The sequence below is a fragment of the Neobacillus niacini genome (assembly GCF_031456445.1).
Classification (GTDB): Bacteria; Bacillota; Bacilli; order Bacillales; family Cytobacillaceae; genus Neobacillus; species Neobacillus niacini_I.
This window is the reverse complement of record NZ_JAVDUQ010000015.1, coordinates 1-25,123: the sequence shown is the minus strand read 5'-3', so window position 1 is coordinate 25,123 and position 25,123 is coordinate 1. Positions and strand designations below refer to the sequence as shown.

The window sequence follows — 25,123 nt, the reverse complement described above, 5'->3', positions numbered from 1 at the left end:
ACATGAAAAAATAGCGTTCACGGAAACGCTATGGGTTGCTTTATTAAAACACTTGAATTATTTTATCATAAAACGAGGGGAAAAGCTAATTCCCCCCCTGGATTATACCTATTTTTTATTGGAAATGTGCTTGGCCTTTTCCTTATTGTGCTCGGCAAGTGTTTTTGTAAAGATAACCGAACCATCAGCAGTGGCTAGAAAATAGTAATAATCAGTTTTATCCGGGCGCAGTGCTGCCTCTATTGAGATTTTCCCTGCGTTTGAAATAGGTCCTGGAGGTAAACCAGTATTTATATACGTATTATATGGAGAACTTACTTCTAAATCTGCATAATAGACCTTCTTCTTGTGCTTCCCCTGTGCATAAAGTACGGTCGGGTCTGTTTGCAGAGGCATTCCCTTTTTTAACCGATTATAAAAAACACTTGAGATTTTTTTACGGTCAGCTTTTTCTGTTGCCTCTTCCTCAATTAATGATGCCATTGTTAACAGCTGATGAGGAGATAGTTTTTTCTTTTCACTTTCTGCTGTATATTGAGACAATACTGTTTTTGTTTTATCCAGCATCGCAGATACCATTTCGTCGACGGAAGGGTTTTTCTTATAAAAGGAATAGGTTGCCGGATACAAGTATCCTTCAAGCGGATATTTAATATTGTAATTCAGAATCTCAGTTGTTAAAAGTGTTGGGTATTTTTCCATCATCGCTTTAATAAAATTCTTGTCATTTAATTGATTGAACACGTCTTGATCCTTTTTATGAACATCCTTTGCCATGAGATGGGCAATCTCTTTTAACTGCTTTCCTTCCGGAATGGTTAGTTTAAAGGCAGCCTGTTGAAGAACTCTGCCTGTTTTTAAACGGCCAACAATTTCCGGGATATCCATCGCAGGGCTCAGCTCATAATTACCGGCCATAAATCCGCCCTCGTTTTTTAATTTTACATAATACTTAAAAACCTTTGCATTTTTAATAATTCCATTGGACTCCAATCTTTCGGCAATTCCCGTGACCGTGGAACCGATTGGAATATCAACTTTTTTATACATCTTACTTTTGGGGTCAACAGGTTTGAGTGCTGATTGTACGTAAAGATAGCCGCCGCCGCCAATCACAATAATGAATAAAACAATGATGATCGATATCATTAAGACAATACGTCTTACTATTTTTGCTTCATTTTGATGTTCTAATAATTTTTTTCTAATTGCTTCTTTATTTGGTCCTTTATCTTCAGTTGCCAATAGACTCCCCCCTGTACCAGTGAAACATTAACAATTTAACCAAAAATATACAAAATATTTTAAAAAGATATCGTAGTAATTTCATCATAAACAGCGAAAAATGTCAATTTTTCAGTTAAATTGACGGAAATAAGGATAAAAAAAATCGGCCATTTTTGGCCGATTTTCTCAAGCTTATTCTTCGTCCTCTTGTTCTTCCAAGAAGGTATTGAGCATTTCTTCAATCATATCCCATTCTTCATCAGTTTCGATTGGCATTAATTCGCCATCTTCCCCGTCCTCGGTTGGGGTAAAGGCGGAAGCATGAATTTCGATGTCATCTGCATCATCTTCTTCAGTACCTACTGGGTAATAAAGAACATATGATTTACCGAATTCTTCTGAATCGAAGGTAAATAATACTTCACATAATTGTTCATTACCGTTCTCATCTACTACTGTAATATTGTTTTCTCCGTGATCCATTTTTTTCACCTCATTAATTTTTGCTATTAAGATAGCCTTGCAAAATCATCACTGCAGCCATTTTATCAATTACTTTTTTCCGTTTCTTTCGGCTAACATCTGCTTCCAGAAGCACCCGCTCGGCAGCCATAGTCGTAAGCCGCTCGTCCCACAAAATGGTCGGAACGGCAAAGCAGCTTTCAAGCTCCGAAGCATATTTTTGACTCGCTTCTCCGCGCGGGCCGATTGTGCCATTCATATTTTTCGGGAAACCAATAACCACCTGGCTGACTTGATACTCTTTTATTAATTGACCAATTTCCTCAAAACCAAACTCATTCTTTTCTTCATTGATTTTGAGTGTTTTTAAGCCCTGTGCAGTCCAGCCCAGTTCATCACTTAAGGCAACCCCGACTGTCTTTGAGCCTACATCTAATCCCATGATGCGCATTCATTAACCCTCACGCTGTTTTTTTAAATATGATTTAACCAATTCTTCAATAATTTCGTCCCGTTCAAGCTTGCGAATAATGTTGCGGGCATCCCGATGCCTTGGAATATACGCTGGATCACCGGATAAAAGGTAGCCGACAATTTGATTGATTGGATTGTACCCCTTTTCCTGCAAGGCTTCATATACTTGGAAAAGAACATCGTTTACATCGTGTTCAAAAGGCTCTTCAGGAAAACTGAACCTCATCGTTTTGTCAAATGAGCTCATATTATTGCACCTCGCATTCATGATAAGGAGAGAATTGTCTCGATTACCTTCATTTTACACTACTTTGTCCCATTATCAAATGGATTTTACCCATTCTTCAACAAATTGGAGAGCAGAGTCAAGTTTTTCAGGATCCTTACCGCCTGCTTGTGCCATATCAGGACGTCCGCCGCCGCCGCCGCCGCATCGTGTTGCCACTTCTTTTATTAGTTTTCCGGCATGATAGCCCTTTTCATTTAAATCTTTTGTAACAGCTGAAATTAAATTCACTTTTCCTTCATGAACACTTCCTAAAAGAATAACAGCTGATCCAAGTTTTTGTTTTAGATCATCCGCCATATTCCTTAAGTTATTCATATCAGCTGCTTGAACTTTTGCAGATAATACGTTAACACCATCAATTTCTTTTACTTTAGAAACAAGATTACCCGCTTCAATGTTTCCAAGCTTAGCTGCCAATGATTCATTTTCGCGCTGCAGCTGTTTAATCTCAGCAGAAAGACCCTCAATACGGGTTAAGATGTCCTTTGGACTGGTTTTTAATTTATCAGCTGCTTCTTTTAACAATCCAACCTGTTCATTTAAAAGCAGGTATGCTGCTTCACCGGTAACAGCTTCAATTCTTCTTGTACCAGCGCCAATACCGCCTTCTGAGACAATCTTAAATAAGCCAATAACTGAAGTATTCGGAACATGGCACCCGCCGCAAAGCTCGAGACTGTAGCCGCCAACTTTTACGACTCGGACAACATCACCATATTTTTCACCAAAAAGAGCCATGGCTCCCATTGCCTTTGCTTCAGCAATTGGTTTTAAAGTGATATCTACATCCATGTTTCGCCAAATCTTTTCATTCACAATTTGCTCTACCTGCTCTAGTTCTTCTGGCTTTACCTGACCAAAATGAGAGAAGTCAAAACGAAGGCGATCAGGTTCAACTAAAGAGCCTGCCTGGTTAACATGTGTTCCCAGCACATCTTTTAATGCTTGATGAAGCAAATGGGTTGCCGTATGATTCTTCGTAATTTTAACGCGGTTTTCTTGGTCTACTATAGCAGTAACAGTCTGCCCGGTCTTTAAGGTTCCTGCCTCTACAACTGCCTTATGAAGGTTTTGTCCATTTGGCGCCTTTTGAACATCTTTGATTTTTACAGAAACACCGTCCGCTTGAAGGACACCGCGATCAGCAATCTGTCCTCCGCTTTCAGCGTAGAACGGAGTAGCATCTAAAATAAACTGAATTTCTTCACCGCTAGCTGCCTCTTCAACTAATTCACCGTCTTTAATGATTGCAGCCACTTTAGCGTTTGTTTTTAGATTTCCGTAACCAATAAATTGACTTTCGACTTTCAGATTTCCAAGCACGCTGCCTTGAACCTGCATGGAATCAACATCTTGACGGGCAGCGCGGGCACGTTCACGCTGTTGTTCCATTTCCTCTTCAAATCCATCATGGTCAATTTTCATCCCGTCTTCTAAAGCGTACTCCTCCGTTAATTCAACAGGGAAACCGTATGTGTCATAAAGTCGGAAAACATCAGCACCCGGAATCGTGTCACTGCCTTTTTCCTTTTCTTTTTTAATCACACTTGATAAAATCGTTAGACCTTCATGAAGTGTTTCATGGAAACGCTCTTCCTCATTTTTAATGACCTTTTGAATAAAGTCTTCCTTCTCTTTTACTTGTGGATAGAAGTCATGCATGACTTCACCAACAACTGCAACAAGCTCATACATAAATGGGCGGTTAATGTTAATTTGTTTTGCATAGCGAACTGCACGGCGAAGCAGGCGTCGCAATACATAACCGCGGCCTTCGTTTGAAGGCAGCGCACCGTCACCAACAGCGAAAGCGACAGTTCGAATATGGTCGGCAATGACCTTAAAAGCAACATCTTTTTCTTTATCTGAACCGTATTTTACTCCCGAAATTTCTTCGGTTGCACGAATGATTGGCATAAATAAATCGGTATCAAAGTTTGTTGGTACATTTTGAACGACAGATGCCATTCTCTCCAAGCCCATGCCAGTATCAATATTTTTCTTTGGCAGCGGGGTGTAGGTTCCGTCCGGATTATGGTTAAATTGCGAAAATACTAAATTCCATACTTCAAGGAAGCGTTCATTTTCGCCGCCAGGATAAAGCTCAGGATCCGTCGGGTCATCCCCATACTCAGGACCGCGATCATAGAAAATCTCCGAGTTTGGACCGCTTGGGCCTTCCCCGATATCCCAGAAGTTCCCTTCAAGACGGATAATTCGTTCCTCAGGAACTCCGATTTTTTTACTCCAGATTTCATATGCTTCATCGTCTTCCGGATGAATGGTTACTGAAAGTAATTCCGGCTCGAAACCAATCCATTTGTTGTCGGTTAAAAATTCCCATGCCCATTCAATGGCTTCTTCTTTGAAATAATCACCAATGGAGAAATTCCCAAGCATTTCAAAAAATGTTTGGTGGCGGGCTGTTTTTCCGACATTTTCAATATCATTGGTACGAATCGATTTTTGCGCATTCGTAATTCTTGGATTTTCCGGAATGACACGGCCGTCGAAGTATTTCTTTAATGTTGCAACACCACTGTTTATCCAAAGCAGGGATGGATCTTCAATCGGTACAAGTGATGCGCTTGGTTCAACTGAATGACCTTTTTCTTTAAAAAAGTCTAAAAACATTTTACGGATTTGAGAACCTGTTAAATTTTTCATGCTAATCTAGACCTCCTATTTATTTTTAAATACAAAAAAGCCCTCATCCCTAAAACAGGGACGAGGACTTGACTCGCGGTACCACCCTGATTATGAATACAATTAGAAGTATTCATCTCTCAGCTGCCTTAACGCTGCAATACGGCAGGGATTAGCTGCACTCTGGATTAGCTTTCTGTTATCCTTCATTTAGAGCTTCTTTCAGCCTAGGAAGCTCCTCTCTTCACGCCCTATAGGCGTTACAAATGGTCTACAACATACTCGATCCTTCAACATTTTACATACACATATACATACTATATGACGAATTATAGCCACTCTCAAATTGTTTGTCAATTAGGACGGGGAATCCTTTGTATTTTTTTGCATAAAATGATTTTTTGCATGAATGGCTCCAACCTTTAAGACAACAAGGACAGGGACAGCCAAAATGAGCCCGATTACTCCGCCAATTTCCCCGCCGGCCGTGATGGCGAGAATAATGAGGAGCGGATGCATATGTAGACTTCTTCCAACAATATATGGTGATAAAATATTCCCTTCAAGAAACTGTAGAACTAAAATAATCACGATTGTAATGATCACAAGTTTGACCGAAAGGGTAGCAGCAATAACAACTGCAGGAACCGCTCCTAATATGGGACCAAAATAAGGGATGACATCGGTAATCCCAACAATGAATCCTAAAAGGAGTGGATAACGCAAATGAAAAAACCAGAATAAAAGTGATGCAGCACTTCCGATAATGATACAAACAAGAAGCTGCCCTCTTATGTAGCTCCCTAGTGACTCGTCCACATCTCTTAAAAATCTCTTCCCCTGTCTACGCCATTTCCTCGGGGTTAAATACCACACCACTCGTTTAATTAAAGGAAAATCCTTTAACATATAGAAGGCAATGAATGGAATAATCATCACGAGCAAGGCAGAATTGAGAAAGTTTAAGAGAATCTCAACGATGATAGTGAGCAGAGAATTTAATTTTTCTTCAAAGGCATCGATTCCATCATTCATTTTTCCTTGAAGTCCGTCCGGCCATTCCCGCGTGTGGGATTGGAGGGTATGAATCCAGCCGCGGTATTGCTCCGCTAAAATTGGAGCACTTTCTGACAGGTCTTTTAACTGATGAATAAAGGCAGGGATTCCCTTGTATAAGGCAAAACCGATTCCTCCAAAGAATAAACAATAGATAAGAAAGATTGCAAAACCCCGATGAAGTCCTTTTTCATGAAGTTTTTCAACAATGGGGTGGAGTAAATATGTAATAAAACCCGCAATCAAAAAAGGGAGTAAAATATAAAATACAACCTTTAGAATAGGCAGCCAGACAAACCGGATTTTGAAAAAAATATAAATAGCTGCTAATAAAAGGAGCAAGAACCCGATTCGGTAATACCATTTCACACGAATATCCAACCCTCTCCCCCCTTTTGGTTAGTGTTGGAGGGGGAGGGTTGAATTATACATCAAAAACCCCCTCGAATTAGGAGGGGGCTTCAATTTAAAAGATCGCTCGTTTAACTTTCCTCTGCATTTTTTTCATATTATTGGCTGACATAACATTGTTTCGCTGCGCCCAGTTATAAGCTGCCATCCCTGCGCCAAAAGCCACAACAGTCGTCATCATTTTATTCATACGTATCACCTCTTCTTTAAAATAGGGAAATTCTACGAACAGGTGCTAGCTGATGAAAATTAAATGCTGTAACGACGCTCTTCCTCTTCAAACAAATCATCTAAGGAACTAAGAGTACCATCTTCCTCGACTTGATGGGTATTAATAATGCCTTTAGAAAGGGACAATTCAATAAAACAATTCCAACAATAATATTGGTTAATACCAATTTTTCCGATATCCTTGCTCTGGCAATTGGGACACTTTAACATGAAAAAGACACCTCACGTTTGGTTAACATCTACGATGATGGCATCCCTTCCAATCGCCGGGGGCTTTTCGGATTGAATAACTTGTTTCCCTTCAGTGATTTCTGAAAAGAAGCCATCCGTAATTTCATACCCTACGATTGTGCCCAATTCTTCCAGAAAGTATACATCCTTTAATAGGCCGATTGAGTCGCCGCTCTTTGTCACAACCATGTGCCCATTTAAGGGATGTTGATGCGAAAACGTATATTCCGGAGGTGTTTTAAGCTTTTCTAAATGGTCAGGATCTTCAATCATAATTCCATCAGCACCGAAGGAAGCAATCTTCTGAATGTCCAAAAATACAGTTTGTTTGAAGAAAACGCCTTTTTTGACCAATAAACCTTTTACTACTCCATCGCTTGTGATAAATAAATCACATACTTCACCGATTTTTGTTCCTGATTTCACGTCAAATACCGGTTGTTTTTTCAATAAAGAAAATGTCCGCAAAAAGTGTCCCACCTTTCCGAACATTTATAGTTTCAGTCATTCACCATAAAATCATAAGGTGTAACGTTTTCCATTCCAATCATCGGGTCGACTTGCATTAATGCTTCTTCCACTGTCAGCCCTTCAGTAATCCCTTCAGTTTTAATCTCATTTTCCTTGGCGTGGATGATATCTTGAAGCTTTTGGCACAGGCTGGTTAGTCTGCTTAATTCATCCGCTCTTTCGACGCCCATCCTTAAAGCATCCTCTTCACCACAGAGAATTAACGATTGTTTACTGCGGGTAATCGCCGTATAAATTAAATTTCGACGAAGCATTCGGTAGTAGCTTCTTGTAATGGGGAGAATGACAATCGGAAATTCGCTTCCTTGCGATTTATGGACAGAGCAGCAATAGGCATGGGTGATTTGCGTTAAATCCTGCTTTGTATACTCGACCTCATGGCCCTCAAAGGAAATATAAATCATATCTTGTTTTTCAGTATTTTCTTTGGCGTAAATAATCGAAATAATTTCACCGATATCGCCATTAAACACATTGTTTTCTGGCTGATTAACAAGCTGGAGCACTTTATCACCGATTCGATATTTTACGTCTCCAAAAATAATTTCTTTACGAGAACCATCCGGGTTTGGATTAAAAATTTCCTGCAGCAAAACATTTAAGCGATCAATCCCAGCAGGACCGCGGTACATAGGTGCCAACACCTGAATATCCTTTGCTGAATACCCTTTGTTTTTTGCATTTAACGCAACTTTTTCAACTACCTGTGCCACCTGGGGAGTTGAACAGCGGATAAAGGACCTGTCTGGTTGCTTAAGGGTTACATTAGCAGGCAAAAATCCCTTTTTAATATCATGAGCAAGTTCGATAATCGAAGATCCCTCTGCCTGACGATAGATATCGATTAAACGAACAGTAGGAATTCTATTTGAGTTCAGCAGGTCTTTCAATACCTGCCCAGGTCCGACAGACGGCAGCTGATCCTCATCACCAACTAAAATCACTTGTATATGTTCCGGAAGTGCCTTAAACAATTGATTGGCCAGCCAAATATCAAGCATGGACGTTTCATCTACGATTAAAATTTTTCCTTCAAGCGGTGTTGCTTCATCACGGTCAAAGCCTTCTGTTCCATTAAATCCAAGTAAACGGTGTATCGTAACGGCAGGCAGTCCTGTCGACTCACTCATCCTTTTTGCCGCTCTTCCCGTCGGTGCGGCAAGTAAAAATGGAAAAGGTTCATCTTTCTTTTGATAATCCTTTGGCTCCAATGAGCACCCATGCAGCTCCGCATATAGTTCAACAATCCCTTTAATGACGGTCGTCTTACCGGTTCCGGGACCTCCTGTTAAAATCAGCATCGGGGACATTAACGCCGTTTGGATTGCTTCTTTTTGCGAGGGGGCATATTCAACGCTGAGTCGTTCTTCCAGGTTTCCAAGTGCAAGTAAAAACTCTGACTCAGGAAATTGGTCTTTGTACTCGGACTGCTCTAAAATTCGATTAATATTGGTCACGAGACCCTTTTCAGCAAAATACAATGAGGGGAGATAGACTCGCTTCTCTTCGCCGATTATTTTCCCCTCTTCCTCAAGCTTAATGACCTCATTCGAGATATCCAAAAATTCAATTCGGTCTCGTTTGTTTTCTTCAAGAAGGAATTTAACTTTTTCTAATAAGTCTTTTGTATGTATGTAAACATGTCCTGTTTGCATGCTTTCATTTTCTAGCGTATACAGACAAGCAGCTTTAATTCGATCCGGATGATTTCCGGAGATGCCAAGCTGATACCCGAGCTCGTCTGCCCGACCAAAGCCGATTCCTTCGATATCTTCAACCAATTTATAAGGATTTTTTTGGATAGTACTGAGAGTTTCCTCCTTATAAGCTTGGTAGATACGCATTGAAAGCTGCGGACCAAAGCCATATTGATTTAATGCCACCATGACTTGTTCAAGTCCCTGATGTTCCATTAACGTATCATAAAGCATTTTCGCCTTATCAGGAGGCAGCTTTGGAATAGAATCGAGCAATGACGGCTGATTAAGAATTTTTGAAATCGCATTTTCTCCTAATGTTTTTACAATATTCTCCGCCGTCTTTTTACCAATCCCTTTAAACATCTCACTTGATAAATAAGCGATAACGCCCTGTTCCGTTTGCGGAATATCTTTTCTGAAATGATTTGTGTGAAATTGAAGACCAAATTTCGGATGCTCCTTAAATTCACCGTAAAAGATATAGGTTTCCTGTTCGTGAATTTTCGGGAAATAACCAGTAACCACCGCTTCTTTATCCTCATATTGGTCATTGGTTTCTTCCACACGTATTCTAAGGACTGTATAAAGGTTTTGCTCATTGTGAAAAATCGTTACAAGATGTTTTCCTTTCACAAATTTCCCTTGTTCTGCGAATAAATCAAGTGAGTCCTGCTTTTCCATTGTGCTCCCTCCTTCCATAGCTCTGTAAACTTAAGGTTAAAAATTATTTTTTAGTCTCAATTAATTTTTTTCCGTAGCTGGCAAGTAGATGATCCGGCTGAATTTCAAGTGCTTTATCAAACATTTCTGCCGCTTTTGCTGAATTTTCTTTAAAGCCATAGGCAACGCCTAAATTATAACAGGCATCCGCATGCTGTGGATCCAATTCCAAACATTTTTCAAGTTGGACGATTGACTCATCAATTAGTTGTAATTGTGCCAGACACAATCCATATTGAAAGCGTGCCTCAGCATCTTCTCCATTCAATTCTACACTTCTTTGTAAATATGGCAGGGCAAATTTACCTTGATCTAGCTGAATCAGAGTTATACCAAGCATAAAAAAGTTATCACTGGATTCAAGCCCTTTTTTCAACGCCATTTCAAACATATTTTTCGCCTGCTCAAAACGATCCTTACAGAAATAAAGGTTTCCTGCGCTATAATAAGCTGCCGCAGCATTCTCATCAAGCTCAATCGCCTTTTCATAAAACTTTAATGCCTTCTCATCATCCCCGACAGCAGAAAGCACATTCCCAAAATTAATATAAGCAACCGGATCCTGCGGATTCTCAAGTATAGCCTCATTAAAAGCCTTCGCCGCTTCCTCCCAATTACCTTCCTGCATATATTGAACACCCAACTGGTTCTTATCCAAACTAGTCAACCCCATTCTAATGAGAGTATATCATATTTTTTTCTTTGATTCGGTCGAAAAAATCCCCAATTCCGGAGTGGAATCAGGGATATCTTTACCCAACGTAAGTGAGGCGTTCGTTATTTTTGTAGACTTCGTCGATTGTTCCGCCGCCAAGGCATTCGTCTCCGTTGTAGAAGACGACGGCTTGTCCTGGGGTGACGGCACGGATTGGTGCATGAAAGACTACTTTTGCTTTGTTACCTTCAAGAAGATGAACGGTTACTTTATGGTCTTCTTGCCGGTAGCGGAATTTTGCAGTACATTCAAATTCAGCAGGTATTTCCTTATTGGAAACCCAGCTGACGGCATCTGCAATAATGGAGTCGGAATAAAGCATTTCATTATGAAAGCCTTGTCCAACATAAAGGACATTTCGCTTTAAATCTTTTCCAATGGCAAACCACGGCTCACCTGCTCCGCCAATTCCAAGACCATGGCGCTGACCGATGGTGTGATACATAAGACCCTCATGCCTTCCCATTACTTTGCCTTCAAAGGTTTCCATATTCCCCGGTTGTGCCGGTAGATATTGACCAAGGAATTCTTTAAAATTCCGTTCCCCAATAAAGCAAATTCCGGTACTATCCTTTTTCGTTGCAGTCGCAAGACCCGCATCCTTGGCAAATTCCCTTACCCTTGATTTTTCAAGATTACCAATCGGGAACATGACCTTGCTAAGCTGATCCTGTGTCAATTGGTTTAAGAAATAGGTTTGATCCTTATTTTCGTCCAAACCGCGAAGCATTTTGTATTCTCCATCGCGGTACTCCACACGAGCATAGTGACCTGTTGCAAGATAATCAGCACCAAGGTTCATCGCATGCTCAAGAAAGGCTTTAAATTTTATTTCTTTATTGCACATAACATCCGGATTCGGTGTTCGGCCTGCCTTATATTCTTCTAAAAAGTAGGTAAACACTTTATCCCAATATTGTTTTTCAAAATTAACGGCATAATACGGAATACCAATTTGATTACAAACACGGATCACATCATCATAATCCTCTGTCGCTGTACAAACGCCAAATTCATTCGTATCATCCCAGTTTTTCATAAAGATGCCGATGACATCATAGCCCTGCTGCTTTAGGAGTAATGCCGCTACTGAAGAATCGACTCCGCCGGACATGCCGACAACAACCCGGATATCCTTAGGTTCTCTAGTCTCCATCAAATTCCACCTCACTTTTCGCTTAAATCCTTCTTGCATCTATTTTTTCAAGCGCGTTACAATTCTTGCTGTTTCTTCAGCAACTCTCTCAATTTGCTCAGTTGTCGTATTATAACCGAAGCTAAAGCGAATGGAATTAATTAAGCGCTCAGATCCTTTTCCAAACATGGCAACCAGCACATGGGAAGGTTCAATCGAACCCGCCGTACAGGCTGAACCGCTAGAGACCGCTATTCCCGCTAAATCGAGATTCACTAGCATTTGCTCGACATTTGTCCCTGGAAAGCTTAAGTTTAATACATGTGGCAGCGAATGTTCAAGTGTTCCGTTTAGAGCAAATTCGATCCTGTGCTCCCGGAGTTTCTGAATAAACGTCTCTTTAAACCCCATATACCTATTCCTTTTTTTAGACAGCTCTTCAGCCGAAATTAAGACCGCTTCGTGAAAACCGACAATCGAGGCAACATTTTCTGTACCTGCCCGTCTTTTTCGTTCTTGCTCCCCGCCAAATTGACGAGGGGCGAGTTTAACATTTTCGCGGGCATATAAAAAACCGATTCCTTTCGGTCCATTGATTTTATGAGCGGAAACGGACAACAAGTCAATATTGCATTCGTTCACATCGATTTTTTCAATCCCATAGGCTTGTACTGCATCAGTATGAAATTTTGCTTGATGGTTCTTTAAGAGTTCTCCGATTTCAGCAATCGGCTGGAGAGTTCCTACTTCATTGTTACCGTACATGATGGAGACAAGAATGGTATCTTCACGTAATGCGGCTTTCAGTTCAGAAACAGATACCATACCAGTTTCATCCACAGGTAAATAGGTGACCTCATACCCCATTTTTTCTAATTTATGGCCGGCATGAAGGACAGCATGGTGTTCAATTTGTGAGGTTATAATATGCTTCCCTTTTGCTTGATTACTTTCGGTAACCCCAAATAGGGCCATATTATCTGCTTCCGTTCCGCCGCTTGTAAATATAATCTCTACCTCTTTTGCACCAATACTTTTTGCCAAGCTTTCACGTGCGAGATCGATTCTATGCCGTGCTTCTCTTCCAAAAGAATGAATACTCGAAGGATTCCCGAATGTTTCATTCATTGCTTCAAGCATTTTCTCCATTACTCTTGGATGGATCGGGGTTGTAGCGGCATGGTCGAGATAAATTCGTTCCATAATTCCACCTTCATTCAAATTAAATCCATATAAATATTTTTGACATCAAATATAAAACATATAAGCTTCTGATTCACCATCATCACTATGGCTCGCTAAATCTTCAAGTGTTGTATTATCCAATACACCCTTAATCGCATCGCGAATGCGAATCCATAGCTCACGTTTAGCTGGCTCTTCATCCTCGATACCCTCTACCGGTGTTATGGGTCCTTCAAGAACGCGAATCACATCACCAGAAGTGATTTTAGATGGAAGATCAGCAAGAATATAACCGCCATATGCTCCACGAATACTTTTTACCAATCCAGCATTCCGAAGCGGCGAAATTAATTGTTCCAAGTAATGTTCCGATAAATCATTCGCTTGGGCAATTGTTTTTAGCGAAATCGGACCTTCCCCGTATTTTTTAGCCAGTTCAATCATAATGGTAAGACCATATCTACCCTTCGTCGATATTTTCATAAAATCCGCACCTCAATTCAACATTTTTCTATTTTAAAATTACTTTTTATTATGTCAATAGGATTCAAATCCATAGTAACTTGATAGGCATTTATCTATTATATCATATTGTTCTTTAATATGCTTTTTGCAGAAAAAATGATATCGTAATAAGAAAAGCGGAAGCGCCTTGATCAGCCCCGACAAGCGCTTGAGGGCCTGACGGTGAAGTCGTTTTTTGACTTCATCGGCGGGACCGAAGCGACCTAGGAAAAAAGCAGTTCATTTTTTCCCTCGAGGGGCTAGGTGCTGGAGCTAGACAATTTTCAAGGAAAACCAAGTAAATAGTTGGAGAGATGAATATGCAGCAAAAGCCTCTAGCATTTCGGATGCGTCCAAGAACCATTGAAGAGGTTGTCGGGCAGCAGCATCTTGTTGCTGATGGAAAAATTATTGCCAGAATGGTAAAAGCTAAACAACTGACATCGATGATTTTATACGGACCGCCCGGAATTGGCAAAACTTCGATTGCCAGTGCCATTGCCGGAAGCACTAAATATGCCTTTCGCACCCTTAATGCCGTAACGAATAATAAAAAAGACATGGAGATTGTCGCCGCCGAAGCGAAAATGTCTGGTAAAGTCATTCTTTTATTAGATGAGGTCCATCGCCTTGATAAAGCGAAGCAGGATTTTTTGTTACCTTATTTAGAAAATGGATTAATTACCTTAATCGGAGCAACGACGAGCAATCCCTACCATGCGATTAATCCAGCCATTCGCAGCCGATGCCAAATTTTCGAACTGAAGCCCCCTGAGCCAGACGAAGTAAAAATAGCATTGATTAGGGCTTTAGAAGACGAGGAAAGAGGCTTTGGTAACTTAAAGGTTATCCTGAACGATGATGCCTTGAATCATTTTGCAATCGGATCGAATGGGGATGTGAGAAGCTCCTTAAATGCCCTGGAATTAGCTGTTCTCTCAAGCGACAAGAACGAGGACGGCGTCATTCATATTGACTTGGCAACAGCAGAAGAATGTTTACAAAAGAAAAGCTTTGCCGCTGATAAGGATGGTGACGGTCATTATGATGTATTGTCCGCCTTCCAAAAATCAATTCGCGGCAGTGACACGGATGCTGCACTTCACTATCTGGGTAGGTTAATTGAAGCAGGGGACCTGGTCAGCATTAGTAGACGCTTGCTTGTCATCGCTTATGAAGACGTCGGTCTTGCCAGTCCCCAAGCAGGGGCACGAATCCTGGCTGCTATTGAAACGGCAGAACGGATCGGTTTCCCGGAAGCAAGAATCCCTCTTGCAAATGCAGTTATTGAATTATGTTTATCGCCAAAATCAAATTCAGCGGTTCTAGCGATTCAAGCAGCACTTGAGGATATTCAAAAAGGCCATGTCGGCGAAGTTCCCGACCATCTGCGCGATGCCCATTATAAAGGAGCAAAAGATCTCGGCAGAGGAATTGACTATAAATACCCTCACGACTATGAAAATGGATGGGTCCCACAGCAATATTTGCCGAATCGTTTAAAAAATAAACAATACTATGTACCAAAGAAGACAGGAAAATTTGAACAAGCATTAGCCACGGTCTATGAAAAACTAACAGGCAGAAAAAAATAGCCTTCGCGTTATGCGGAGCCTACTTTTTTCTGCAGATATTAACACTTTTTAAAAGGATATCGACACTTTTGGGATGGATATCAACACTTTTTGGGTGGATATCGACACTTTTGGGACCGATATCAACACTTTTTGGTGTGATATCAACACTTTTTAAGCAAATATCAACAATTTTATGCCGCCACATCTCTCTTTTTAAAAATAAAGAAGGCCAGAAATTGGAAAACAACAAAATAAACAATCAGCATAATGATGGAAAATGATAAGGTCATCCCCTCCACCATCGGTGATCCTTCGAAATATTGCATGAGATCCGTATTGGCAAACAAGATATATTTTGCCCAATCAAATTTCAACGCTAATAATTGAGTTAAGTTTCCTCCAGAAAACATTAGAAAGATGGAGATACCAATGGCAAGCGAACTGTTTCGAAACACCGAAGAAATCATAAACGCCATCGTTGCCAGCATAATCATTCCAATCGAGCTTAAACCATAATAAATCATTAAATGAACGACCATATTCTGCTCGGACACAGTCCCATTATTATAGTTCAAATAAGGCACAGCCTGATCCGGCATTCCAAAAAGAACCGCGCCTAGGACGGTTGAATACACAAAAAGTATAGCCAACAGGAAAAGAGCAAAAAGTAACACGGTCAAATATTTAGAGAGCAGTATTTTCGTGCGATTAATCGGTCGGATTAACAGCAGTTTAATCGTGCCCCAATTAAATTCGCTCGCGACAATCCCTGCCGAAACAATAATGGTAAACAGCCCCGCTAATGCAATTAATTGTGAAGCATCCTTCACAAAGGTCCAAACATCATAGCTTTCCTGCGGGGGAATATCATGTTTGATTCGGTAATCATTGACAGCAATTTCTCTTTTAAGGAATTGTTTTTCGATTTTAGTGCCACTTCTGTCATACTGCTTCTTTAAAGCATCATTTTCCTTCTTTAAGTTTTGCTCCCACTTTTGATCAACAGTTGCTTTACTCCCTGACTCCTGGTATTTAAAAAAGCCGGCCACAATCGACGCCGCAACAAGAATGATCGCAATCATGACAAACGTTCCCGGGCGTTTAAATATTTTCATCCATTCATTTTTCATCAAATTAATCATACTCTAACCCCCTCCTTTTCTCCTGTTACCTCAAGGAAGCGGTCCTCTAATGTTTTTGCTACTTCTTTAACTCCAAACACTTGAATATCGCCCTCAACCAATAATTTTATCAGGTTCGGTATTTCTTCTTTGGCCAGTTCCACTGAAACTCCATTTCTTGAATGAGACACTCTCACGTCTGAATAATGGTTTTGGATGATGGAGCGTGCCTTTTCACTTGGGATGACCTCAAGCTCATAAGTGACTTCATTTCCTTGGACAAATTCTTGGACAAGCTGTACATCAATCAAACGGCCGTTTTGAATGATTCCGATTCGGTCGCACATCATTTCCATCTCAGAAAGTAAGTGGCTGGAAACGATGACCGCCATATTTTTTTCCCTGGCAAGCAGACGTAAATAGTCACGGATTTCCCTAATTCCTGCCGGGTCCAGTCCGTTTGTCGGCTCATCGAGGATCAAGACCTCAGGATCATGTAAAAGGCATTGCGCCAAGCCTAATCTTTGCCGCATTCCCAGTGAGTACGTTTTTACCTTGTCGTGGATTCTGTCTGTTAACCCGACCAGCTTCACTACTTCATCAATTTTTTCTTTCGTAATTCCTTTTGACATTCTTGCATAATGAACAAGATTTTTATATCCGCTCAAGAATTTATACATTTCCGGATTCTCAACAATGGCACCAATATGACGGACGGCATCCTCAAAATTACTTTTGATACTGGATCCGCCAATGGCAATATCTCCAGAAGTGATACCCATTAAGCCAACAATCATTCGGATGGTAGTGGTCTTTCCGGCCCCGTTTGGACCCAAAAAGCCAAAGACCTCCCCTTTATTCACTTGGAAGCTAATTTGATCGATGATCTTTCTCCCTTTGATGATTTTCGTCACATCTTTTAATTCCACAATGGATTCCAATTCATCTTCTCCTCTCTCTATCTCTGTTTAAAAAAATATCACCAGACAAGTTTAACGTAAATTTGGAATTTCTTCCAGTTTTTGATGTCATTCAATTCATTATTATTATAAAGTAGGTCCTTTCTCAAATAAAACGGCTTGAGAATGAAGTATTCCTAGGACCTGAGACGTACGAAAAGTTTTTCGTTTTAGTGTAGAAATGGAGGGGCTGATGAATATAATAGGGGTAAGATTGATAGAAAACGAGCGGTTTTGGGGGTAAAGCGAATGAAACTAACAAACTTGTTCATGCTGTGTATCATTCTGATTTTAGGAGTTATTGCGTACAGTTTAGGTGTCAGGGTCCACGTGGATGTTAAACAGGAACCAAATGTAATAGAACACGAAACCACCATGCCTCCAAAAAATGAAACAACAAAGCCGGCCAGTGAAACAACCGCACCACCGACTGATACCAATAAGCCTTCTCCTGAGATGCCAAAACCTCCAAAAAAGACTGACCCAAAGGTATACCAAAACAATTCTTTCAAAAAAGTAGTTCTATCTGAAAAAGACGGTAAAATCATTGTTAAAGGACAGGCAAGGGTATTTGAGGGTGTTTTTCAATATGCAGTAACTGCAGAAAATAAGATCATTCTTCAAGATCACTATCAAACTGAAGGAGCTCCCACATGGGGAGATTTTGAGATTTCCTTTGATAAATCCCTTGCAAAAAAAACAGGAGCAGCATTCGAACTATTTGTTTATTCAGCGAAGGACGGATCCAAAACGGATGTTTTAACCATACCGTTAAAATAATCGATGAGGGTGTCCCAAAAGGGGCACCCTCTTTTAATATGATTAGGCTGATCCCTGCCGTTTTTTAATAAAGGCAGTTTAAGAAAAGAAAATAGACCCAGAACACAAAGTTCAGGGCCATAAGGTTATTTCTCATCCGATACGCGTTGAATTTTAATATCTTTTAATAATTCTCTTACGACATAACTCGCCATGATTAAACCGCAGGCAGACGGAACAAAAGCATTGGAAGCGGGCGGCATTTTGGCCTTTCGAATTTCCGCTTTATCGTTTCCAACAACCTGGCGGACATCCTCACGAATCACGATTGGACTCTCATCGGAAAAAACAACAGGAATTCCCTTGCGAATCCCTTCCTTGCGAAGCTTTGTTCGAATGACCTTCGCAATTGGATCGGTATGGGTTTTAGAAATATCAGCAATTTGGAAACGGGTTGGATCCATTTTATTCGCTGCACCCATACTCGAAATAATGGGAATATTTCTCTTTAAACATTCCTTCGCTAAATGGATTTTATAAATAATCGTATCCGAGGCATCCACAAAAAAATCGATTTTGTGGCTGAAAATTTCTTCATACGTTTCTTCTGTATAGAACATTTTTAATGAAATCACTTCACAATCCGGATTAATATCCTTAATCCTTTCCTCCATGATTTCCACTTTAGGTCTTCCAATGGTTGATAACAAGGCAACAAGCTGACGATTGACATTGGTAATGTCTACATCGTCTTTGTCGATCAAAATAAGACGGCCGACACCTGAACGAGCAAGTGCCTCAGCAGCAAAAGAACCAACTCCCCCGATTCCTAAAACAGCGACCGTGCTGCTCTTCATGATATCCATTCCTTCTTTACCAACCGCCAGTTCATTACGAGAAAATTGATGCAGCATGTATTTCACTCCAATTATGTTAATTTCATTAAGTATCTTTTTCCGTTTAAAAATATATCATACCTCTGTTTAAAAACAAGTATTCTGATAAGATTTCTTAAAAATAAAGGAAAATAAAAACCTCCTGTTTAGGAGGTTGATCAAAGTCAATTTGAAAAGAGTCCCAATCGTGCCGTCGCTTTTGGCTTCCTTCATATTGATCCCGCACTTAGCAGGTGGGTGTCCTATTCTCAGGTTTGCAAGTCCCCTTATCCGCTATGGGTCGAGGCATTTGCGCTGCCGAAAAACTCTGGACTCCCGAAGAAATAATGTTCGGTCAATATTTCAGGTTATACAACGTACACTTCAGGACTCTTTTGGATTGATTTTATAATAGCATAAAATAAATCAGCATACAAGGGTTCATGAAAGCGTTTTATTGTTATTTATTTACATTTAGTGATAAATATAGCTCTTTCAATTGCGCCTTGGAAACTTCACCCGGTGCATCCGTTAACAAGTCGCTTGCACTTGCGGTTTTCGGAAAAGCGATCGTGTCCCGAAGGTTAGAGCTGCCTGCTAAAAGCATGACTAAACGGTCTAATCCGAGGGCAATTCCACCGTGCGGCGGTGTTCCATATTCAAAGGCATTTAGCAGGAATCCGAATTGCTCGTTCGCTTCTTCAGGTGTAAAGCCCAGGACCTTGAACATTTTTTCCTGAATGGAACGTTCAAAAATTCTTAAAGAACCTCCGCCAAGCTCATATCCATTAAGAACGATGTCATAGGCTTGAGCACGAACCCTTCCTGGATCAGAATCTAAATATTCAAGGTCTTCCCTAAACGGCATTGTAAATGGATGATGGGCAGCAAAATAGCGGCCTTCCTCTTCGTCATACTCAAGTAATGGCCAATCAGTAACCCATAGGAAATTAAACTTGCTTTGGTCAATTAATCCTAATTCTTTACCAAGTTTAATTCTTAGTGCACCCAATGCATCAGCAACAACCCTCTTTTTATCAGCAACAAATAGAATTAAATCGCCCGCGCTTGCTTCAAGCGTTGCTTTCATCGCATTTACTTCATCTTCAGAGAAGAATTTTGCAATTGGACCATTTATACCCTCAGCTTCAACCTTAAACCAGGCAAGTCCTTTTGCACCGTATACAGCAACAAATTCTGTTAAGGCATCAATATCTTTACGGGAATATTTTTCCGCAGCAGCTTTTACATTAATAGCCTTTACTTGGCCGCCATTTGCCACAGCAGCTGAAAAGACTTTGAATCCTGAATCCTTTACAATTTCGGAAAGATCAACAAGCTCTAATCCAAAACGGGTATCCGGTTTATCTGAACCAAAGCGGCTCATAGCTTCATCATACGTCATCCGCGGGAATGGAGTAGGAATCTCAATCCCTTTAACTTCTTTCATGACTTGGGTCATCATTTTTTCCATTAAGCCCATAATATCTTCTTGGCTTAAAAAGCTTGTTTCAATATCGACCTGAGTAAATTCAGGCTGACGGTCTGCACGAAGGTCTTCGTCACGGAAACAGCGGGCAATTTGATAATATCGCTCAACTCCGCCAACCATTAACAATTGCTTAAACAACTGCGGTGATTGCGGAAGCGCATAGAATTCCCCTGGATGAACACGGCTTGGTACTAGATAATCACGGGCACCTTCAGGCGTGCTTTTTGTTAAAATCGGTGTTTCAATATCTAGAAATCCCTCAGCATCCAGGAAGTCTCGAATTTGTTTTGTCACCTGATGGCGCATTTTTAATGTTTCGAAAATAACCGGACGGCGAAAATCTAAATAGCGATATTTCAAACGGACATCCTCAGATGCATCTGTTCGATCGGAAATCATAAATGGAGGTGTTTTTGCCTCATTAATGATGGTTACTTTTTCAACTTGTACTTCAATTTTTCCGGTTTTAATATTATCGTTAACGGTTGAAGCCTCGCGGGCAACGACAGTGCCTTCTATATCAAGGACATATTCACTACGGATTTTTTCTGCTATTTCAAGTGCTTCTTTTGATAAATCCGGATTAAATACGACCTGTACAATCCCAGTACGATCACGAAGGTCAATAAAAATGACCCCGCCCAAATCGCGTCGTGTTTGCACCCATCCTTTTAATGTTACTTTCTCTCCTACAGCTGTTTCCGGAACTTCACTGCAAAAATACGATCTGCCAAACATTGTTTTTCCCCCTTATTGTTGCAACCTTTGAAAGTGTTGAATAAATGAATCTAAATCTATTTCTCCCTGTTCACCCGTCGCCATATTTTTTACATTGATTTTATTATTTTTTAACTCATCGTCGCCAAGAATGGCAACAAAGCGGGCATTTAAGCGGTCAGCTGCTTTAAATTGAGCTTTGATTTTTCGGTCCAAGTAATCTCTTTCAGCTGAAAAGCCTGCCATTCTTAATTGCTGTAAGAGTCCAACCGTATAATCCTTTGCCTCTTCGCCAAGTGCAGCCAGATAGCAGTCAATGCCTTGATTGATTTCCAGCTCGACACCTTCAGCATTTAGGGCGGCAATGAATCGTTCGATACTAAGTGCAAAGCCAATTCCCGGAGTTTCAGGTCCGCCAATTTCCTCCGCCAAACCGTTGTATCGTCCTCCGCCGCACAAGGTCGTAATCGCACCAAATCCTTCGGCATTACTCATGATTTCAAAAGCCGTATGATTATAATAATCCAAGCCGCGGACAAGGTTCGCATCTACCTCAAATGGAATATCCAATTGAGAAAGATATTGCTGCAGCTTTTCAAAATACGCTTTTGAATAATCATTTAAATAATCGAGAATCGACGGAGCCGTTTTCATAAGTTCGTGATCACGGTCCTGTTTGCAATCAAGAATCCGTAACGGGTTTTTTTCGAGACGATTTTGACAATCATGGCAAAACTCTCCGATTCGTGGCTGGAAGTGATTCACTAATGCATTCCGATGAGCAATCCGGCTTTCTTTATCGCCAAGACTGTTAATAATCAGCTTTAGCTTCTTTAAACCCATTTCTTTATATAAGTTCATCGCAAGCGAAATAACTTCTGCATCAATTGCGGGATCATTACTTCCAAGTGCTTCAATGCCAAATTGAACAAATTGACGGAAACGTCCGGCCTGCGGGCGCTCATAACGAAACATTGGTCCCATATAATAGAGCTTTACAGGTTGATTGGCATAGCCAAACATTTTTTTCTCAACAAAAGATCTTACTACCGCAGCAGTTCCTTCCGGTCTAAGTGTGATGCTGCGGCCGCCACGATCTTCAAAGGTGTACATTTCCTTTTGAACGATATCGGTCGTATCGCCTACCCCTCTCGAAAAGAGATCGGTATGTTCAAAAATCGGTGTACGAATTTCATGGTATTGATATTTCTCACAAAGCTCACGCGCTTTTGCTTCAATCATTTGCCATTTTTCAATTTCGCCGGGCAAAATATCCTGCGTTCCCCTAGGAATGCTAATCGACATTTCCATTTTCCTCCTAACAATATGTATATGAAAAGAAAAACGGAAGAGGCTTAATCAGCTCCGGCAAACGCTGGAGCTGGACAATAAAAAAACTCCCGTCCCTTGTATAAATACAAGGGACGAGAGTTGTAGTCCCGTGGTGCCACCCTAGTTGAAAAGTCCAAACTTAAGACTCTTCCGCTTTTACAGTTAACGCCTGCTAACGTTCTACTCCTACTAGAGTATGCCTTTTTCAGAGAGAAACCTACGGAGTGTTCCTTCATTAAGATTCATGCAGAAATGCTTTCAGCCCAGGGCATTTCCTCTCTTTACATGCTTTATGCTTAACTACTGTGCTCCATCATTAGTTATGACCAATTATGACATTTTATTTATATAATAATACGGAGCATCAGGAAGATTGTCAAGTGAGTTTTAAGACCTTCCAAGATGTTTTTTTAACCTTCTGACATCTCTTATATTCAATCCGAATTCGGAAGCAAGTTCAATTGTACCTGCATGCTGCTCTTTTTGAATAAAATCATGGAAATCAACCCCAAAAATCCGCCCATCCATCGATTGGACGTTCATTCCCTTTTCACTCGCTCTCATAAACCGATCACCTCAAATCTTTCATCTATATTCTCTATTATTTCCAACCAATAGAGAAAAATTGCAGGAATTAAGAAAGAATTATGAACTTCCAATTGAGGGATAGTGGTCTTTTTTAACAAGAAAGGAATGATTTTCAACGCCCTTTACGATAAAATAATAGAAAAGTGCAAAAGTCTGAGGGGAGACAGGATGGTCAAAAAATTAATGATTCTCGTATTTTGTTTTACTTTGATAGCAGGATTTCTGCCTCAAGGAAATAGTATTGCTGCAAGTGGAACTATCTCCATATCCTCTGTTGTTAACATCAGAGAAGGTCCGGGATTAAGCTATCCATTGGTGAAACAGGCAAATATAGGGGAAAAATACACGATCATTAAGGAACAAGGAGATTGGATCGAGATTAAACTATCGACCGGCCAATCCGGGTGGGTAGCGAATTGGGTGGTTTCCAATGTAAATAACGATACAAGAATTCCAACCAACAAAACCAGTGTGGGGGTTGTCAACGTACCGTCCTTAAATGTTCGTACTTCCCCGTCAACAGCAAGTTCTTCGGTCGGGAAACTATCAAAGGGAATGACGGTTACCATCTTGGGCAGCCAAAATAATTGGACCCAAATCCAATTTAACGGACAAGCTGCTTGGGTCAGCAGTCAATATCTTGAAAATCAAAATATTCCCCAAAAGAGCAATAATGCTACTTCAAGCAATTCGGGGACGATTGGAACAGTGACAGCAGGCAGCCTCAGTATTCGCAGTGGGGCATCGTTAAATTCAGCGATTGTTGGTTCCGTACATAAAGGTCAGAGATTTTCCCTTTTAAGGAAAAAAAATGAATGGATTAAGATAGAATACGAGCCAAATCGGTATGGATGGGTAGCCGGTTGGTACATGGATGTCTCGACTCCTAATGCCAGTTCCGGACCGATTGCAAAAGCAAGCAACGTCACGATTGTAAATAATGGAACCAATATTCGCAAGGGACCGAATGTCCAATCAGATGTTCTACTAAGAGCAAAAAAGGGGGATACTTTTGCTGTAAAAAAAGAGGAAAACGATTGGTATGCCATTAAGCTTCCTAACGGTTCTATCGGCTATATCGCAGGCTGGCTAGTCTCAAATAACGGTACTTCCCCTTCAATTAATAAAAAAGGGGCTGGTTCGTACTTGAGGGATAAAACGATTGTCCTTGACCCCGGCCATGGCGGAGTAGACAATGGGACAACTGGCGCGAGCGGAACACTTGAAAAGAATCTAACCATTCGAACAGCAAGACTTTTGTATAATAAATTAAAAACAAGTGGTGCAAATGTGATCCTTACGAGAAATAGCGATACGTATATTTCCCTTCCTGAGAGAGTCAGTATTGCTCGTTTCTATCAAGCTGATGCCTTTGTCAGCTTACATTATGATGCAAATGGGAATAGAAGTGTCCGCGGTGTGACCGGCTACTACTACCATTCCTATCAAAAAACGCTTGCTGAATATCTATACTCTTCGACCATTAGTCAAACCAAGCTCCGGGATCGGGGAGTTCGATTTGGAGACTATCATGTGATCCGTGAAAATAGTCAAAATGCGGCTTTAATGGAGCTTGGATACTTAAGCAATCCTGAAGAAGAAATGACCTTAAACTCAGACCAGTTTCAGGAAAATGCCGCAACAGGCCTTTATAACGGACTGGCTCGTTACTTTAAAGACAACTAAAAAACTTGGCACTAAATTAGTGCCAAGTTTTTCTATTGAAAATCCGAAGCAAAAAATGTCGCTGATAACCTCTATACGCGACAATATCCATTGGATTCTCTCTCAAACTGTCGCCTATAACCTTCATACGCCGCAATATCCATTGGATTCTCTTTCAAACTGTCGCCTATACCCTTTATACGCGACAATATCTATTGGATTCTCTTTCAAACTGTCGCCTATAACCTTCATACGCGACAATATCTATTGGATTCTCTCTCACACTGTCGCCTATAACCTTCATACGCGACAATATCTATTTGATTCTCTTTCAAACTGTCGCCTATAACCTCTATACGCGACAATATCTATTGGATTCTCTCTCACACTGTCGCCTATAACCTTCATAGGCGACAATATCTATTGGATTCTCTTTCAAACTGTCGCCTATAACCTCTATACGCGACAATATCTATTGGATTCTCTCTCACACTGTCGCCTATAACCTTCATAGGCGACAA

At 40.6% G+C, this 25,123-nt stretch carries 24 protein-coding genes, 1 other RNA gene and 1 other annotated feature; of the genes, 3 read left to right on the top strand and 22 right to left on the bottom strand.

The genetic code is table 11. The annotated features are described in order from the left end of the window. Positions 1–108: 108 nt before the first annotated feature. The 14 genes from mltG to cymR all read right to left on the bottom strand — a co-directional run bounded on the left by mltG (position 109) and on the right by cymR (position 13,496). Complete coding sequence (gene mltG, locus J2Y67_RS13770; protein ID WP_310174929.1) at positions 109–1,245, bottom strand: endolytic transglycosylase MltG; 1,137 nt, start codon at positions 1,243–1,245, stop codon at positions 109–111. Between the two features lie 174 nt (positions 1,246–1,419). Beyond that, positions 1,420–1,710, bottom strand: a complete 291-nt coding sequence (locus J2Y67_RS13765; RefSeq protein WP_310174927.1) for a DUF1292 domain-containing protein — start codon at positions 1,708–1,710, stop codon at positions 1,420–1,422. A gap of 13 nt (positions 1,711–1,723) precedes the next feature. Further along, positions 1,724–2,140: a Holliday junction resolvase RuvX gene (gene ruvX, locus J2Y67_RS13760; RefSeq protein ID WP_310174925.1), complete on the bottom strand. Its 417-nt coding sequence runs from the start codon at positions 2,138–2,140 to the stop codon at positions 1,724–1,726. Between the two features lie 3 nt (positions 2,141–2,143). Then, the gene (locus J2Y67_RS13755; protein WP_071354028.1) at positions 2,144–2,410 is read right to left on the bottom strand and encodes an IreB family regulatory phosphoprotein; all 267 of its coding nucleotides are present in this window, start codon (positions 2,408–2,410) and stop codon (positions 2,144–2,146) included. Positions 2,411–2,485: 75 nt separating this feature from the next. Next, positions 2,486–5,119 carry an alanine--tRNA ligase gene (gene alaS, locus J2Y67_RS13750; protein WP_310174922.1) on the bottom strand — a complete coding sequence of 878 codons (2,634 nt, stop codon included), beginning with the start codon at positions 5,117–5,119 and terminating at the stop codon, positions 2,486–2,488. A 336-nt stretch (positions 5,120–5,455) separates the two neighbouring features. Continuing rightward, positions 5,456–6,535, bottom strand: coding sequence for an AI-2E family transporter (locus J2Y67_RS13745; protein ID WP_310174921.1), 1,080 nt, complete (start codon positions 6,533–6,535; stop codon positions 5,456–5,458). Positions 6,536–6,620: 85 nt separating this feature from the next. Beyond that, the gene (locus J2Y67_RS13740; RefSeq protein WP_310174919.1) at positions 6,621–6,755 is read right to left on the bottom strand and encodes a YrzQ family protein; all 135 of its coding nucleotides are present in this window, start codon (positions 6,753–6,755) and stop codon (positions 6,621–6,623) included. A gap of 59 nt (positions 6,756–6,814) precedes the next feature. Continuing rightward, positions 6,815–7,006: a hypothetical protein gene (locus J2Y67_RS13735; protein ID WP_310174917.1), complete on the bottom strand. Its 192-nt coding sequence runs from the start codon at positions 7,004–7,006 to the stop codon at positions 6,815–6,817. 12 nt (positions 7,007–7,018) lie between these two features. Continuing rightward, complete coding sequence (locus J2Y67_RS13730; protein WP_310174913.1) at positions 7,019–7,495, bottom strand: PRC-barrel domain-containing protein; 477 nt, start codon at positions 7,493–7,495, stop codon at positions 7,019–7,021. A 32-nt stretch (positions 7,496–7,527) separates the two neighbouring features. Then, positions 7,528–9,939 carry an SF1B family DNA helicase RecD2 gene (gene recD2 / locus J2Y67_RS13725; RefSeq protein ID WP_310174911.1) on the bottom strand — a complete coding sequence of 804 codons (2,412 nt, stop codon included), beginning with the start codon at positions 9,937–9,939 and terminating at the stop codon, positions 7,528–7,530. A gap of 43 nt (positions 9,940–9,982) precedes the next feature. Beyond that, positions 9,983–10,636: a tetratricopeptide repeat protein gene (locus J2Y67_RS13720; protein ID WP_310174910.1), complete on the bottom strand. Its 654-nt coding sequence runs from the start codon at positions 10,634–10,636 to the stop codon at positions 9,983–9,985. Between the two features lie 94 nt (positions 10,637–10,730). Continuing rightward, positions 10,731–11,849, bottom strand: coding sequence for a tRNA 2-thiouridine(34) synthase MnmA (gene mnmA / locus J2Y67_RS13715; protein WP_310174908.1), 1,119 nt, complete (start codon positions 11,847–11,849; stop codon positions 10,731–10,733). Positions 11,850–11,888: 39 nt separating this feature from the next. Beyond that, complete coding sequence (locus J2Y67_RS13710) at positions 11,889–13,031, bottom strand: cysteine desulfurase family protein (RefSeq protein ID WP_310174907.1); 1,143 nt, start codon at positions 13,029–13,031, stop codon at positions 11,889–11,891. 45 nt (positions 13,032–13,076) lie between these two features. After that, positions 13,077–13,496, bottom strand: coding sequence for a cysteine metabolism transcriptional regulator CymR (gene cymR / locus J2Y67_RS13705; protein ID WP_310174905.1), 420 nt, complete (start codon positions 13,494–13,496; stop codon positions 13,077–13,079). A 341-nt stretch (positions 13,497–13,837) separates the two neighbouring features. Between cymR and J2Y67_RS13700 the strand changes: the two genes are divergently transcribed. Beyond that, positions 13,838–15,112, top strand: a complete 1,275-nt coding sequence (locus J2Y67_RS13700) for a replication-associated recombination protein A (RefSeq protein WP_310174903.1) — start codon at positions 13,838–13,840, stop codon at positions 15,110–15,112. A gap of 19 nt (positions 15,113–15,131) precedes the next feature. Here the strand turns inward: J2Y67_RS13700 and J2Y67_RS13695 are convergent, their stop codons facing one another. From J2Y67_RS13695 to J2Y67_RS13685, 3 genes are read right to left on the bottom strand one after another with little or no spacing between them, the layout of a single operon-like run. Further along, a complete protein-coding gene (locus J2Y67_RS13695) occupies positions 15,132–15,299 on the bottom strand; it encodes a hypothetical protein (protein WP_310174902.1) in 168 nt (55 codons plus the stop codon). Next, a complete protein-coding gene (locus tag J2Y67_RS13690; RefSeq protein WP_310174900.1) occupies positions 15,286–16,236 on the bottom strand; it encodes an ABC transporter permease in 951 nt (316 codons plus the stop codon). Before J2Y67_RS13690 ends, J2Y67_RS13695 begins: the two co-directional genes overlap by 14 nt. After that, the gene (locus J2Y67_RS13685; RefSeq protein ID WP_310174898.1) at positions 16,233–17,156 is read right to left on the bottom strand and encodes an ABC transporter ATP-binding protein; all 924 of its coding nucleotides are present in this window, start codon (positions 17,154–17,156) and stop codon (positions 16,233–16,235) included. The genes J2Y67_RS13690 and J2Y67_RS13685 overlap by 4 nt, the downstream gene beginning before the upstream one ends. 267 nt (positions 17,157–17,423) lie before the next feature. On the opposite strand from J2Y67_RS13685, the gene J2Y67_RS13680 reads away from it, so the two are divergent. After that, entirely contained in the window at positions 17,424–17,954 is a 531-nt protein-coding gene (locus tag J2Y67_RS13680) for a Gmad2 immunoglobulin-like domain-containing protein (protein ID WP_310174896.1), read from the top strand. A 125-nt stretch (positions 17,955–18,079) separates the two neighbouring features. On the opposite strand, the gene J2Y67_RS13675 is transcribed toward J2Y67_RS13680, so the two are convergent. The 5 genes from J2Y67_RS13675 to J2Y67_RS13655 form a co-directional block, all read right to left on the bottom strand. Further along, positions 18,080–18,847, bottom strand: coding sequence for a tRNA threonylcarbamoyladenosine dehydratase (locus J2Y67_RS13675; RefSeq protein WP_310174894.1), 768 nt, complete (start codon positions 18,845–18,847; stop codon positions 18,080–18,082). Positions 18,848–19,003: 156 nt separating this feature from the next. Continuing rightward, positions 19,004–19,202: non-coding RNA, 6S RNA (ssrS, locus tag J2Y67_RS13670), on the bottom strand. A 66-nt stretch (positions 19,203–19,268) separates the two neighbouring features. Then, a complete protein-coding gene (gene aspS / locus J2Y67_RS13665) occupies positions 19,269–21,038 on the bottom strand; it encodes an aspartate--tRNA ligase (protein ID WP_310174892.1) in 1,770 nt (589 codons plus the stop codon). Positions 21,039–21,050: 12 nt separating this feature from the next. Beyond that, the gene (gene hisS, locus J2Y67_RS13660) at positions 21,051–22,322 is read right to left on the bottom strand and encodes a histidine--tRNA ligase (protein ID WP_310174890.1); all 1,272 of its coding nucleotides are present in this window, start codon (positions 22,320–22,322) and stop codon (positions 21,051–21,053) included. A gap of 112 nt (positions 22,323–22,434) precedes the next feature. Continuing rightward, positions 22,435–22,675, bottom strand: a binding site (T-box leader). A 61-nt stretch (positions 22,676–22,736) separates the two neighbouring features. Next, positions 22,737–22,913, bottom strand: coding sequence for a hypothetical protein (locus tag J2Y67_RS13655; protein ID WP_310174888.1), 177 nt, complete (start codon positions 22,911–22,913; stop codon positions 22,737–22,739). A gap of 192 nt (positions 22,914–23,105) precedes the next feature. Here J2Y67_RS13655 and J2Y67_RS13650 point away from each other — a divergent pair, with 192 nt between their 5' ends. Next, on the top strand, positions 23,106–24,623 hold the full coding sequence (locus tag J2Y67_RS13650; protein WP_310174886.1) for an SH3 domain-containing protein: 1,518 nt from the start codon (positions 23,106–23,108) through the stop codon (positions 24,621–24,623). The last annotated feature ends 500 nt before the right edge of the window (positions 24,624–25,123 follow it).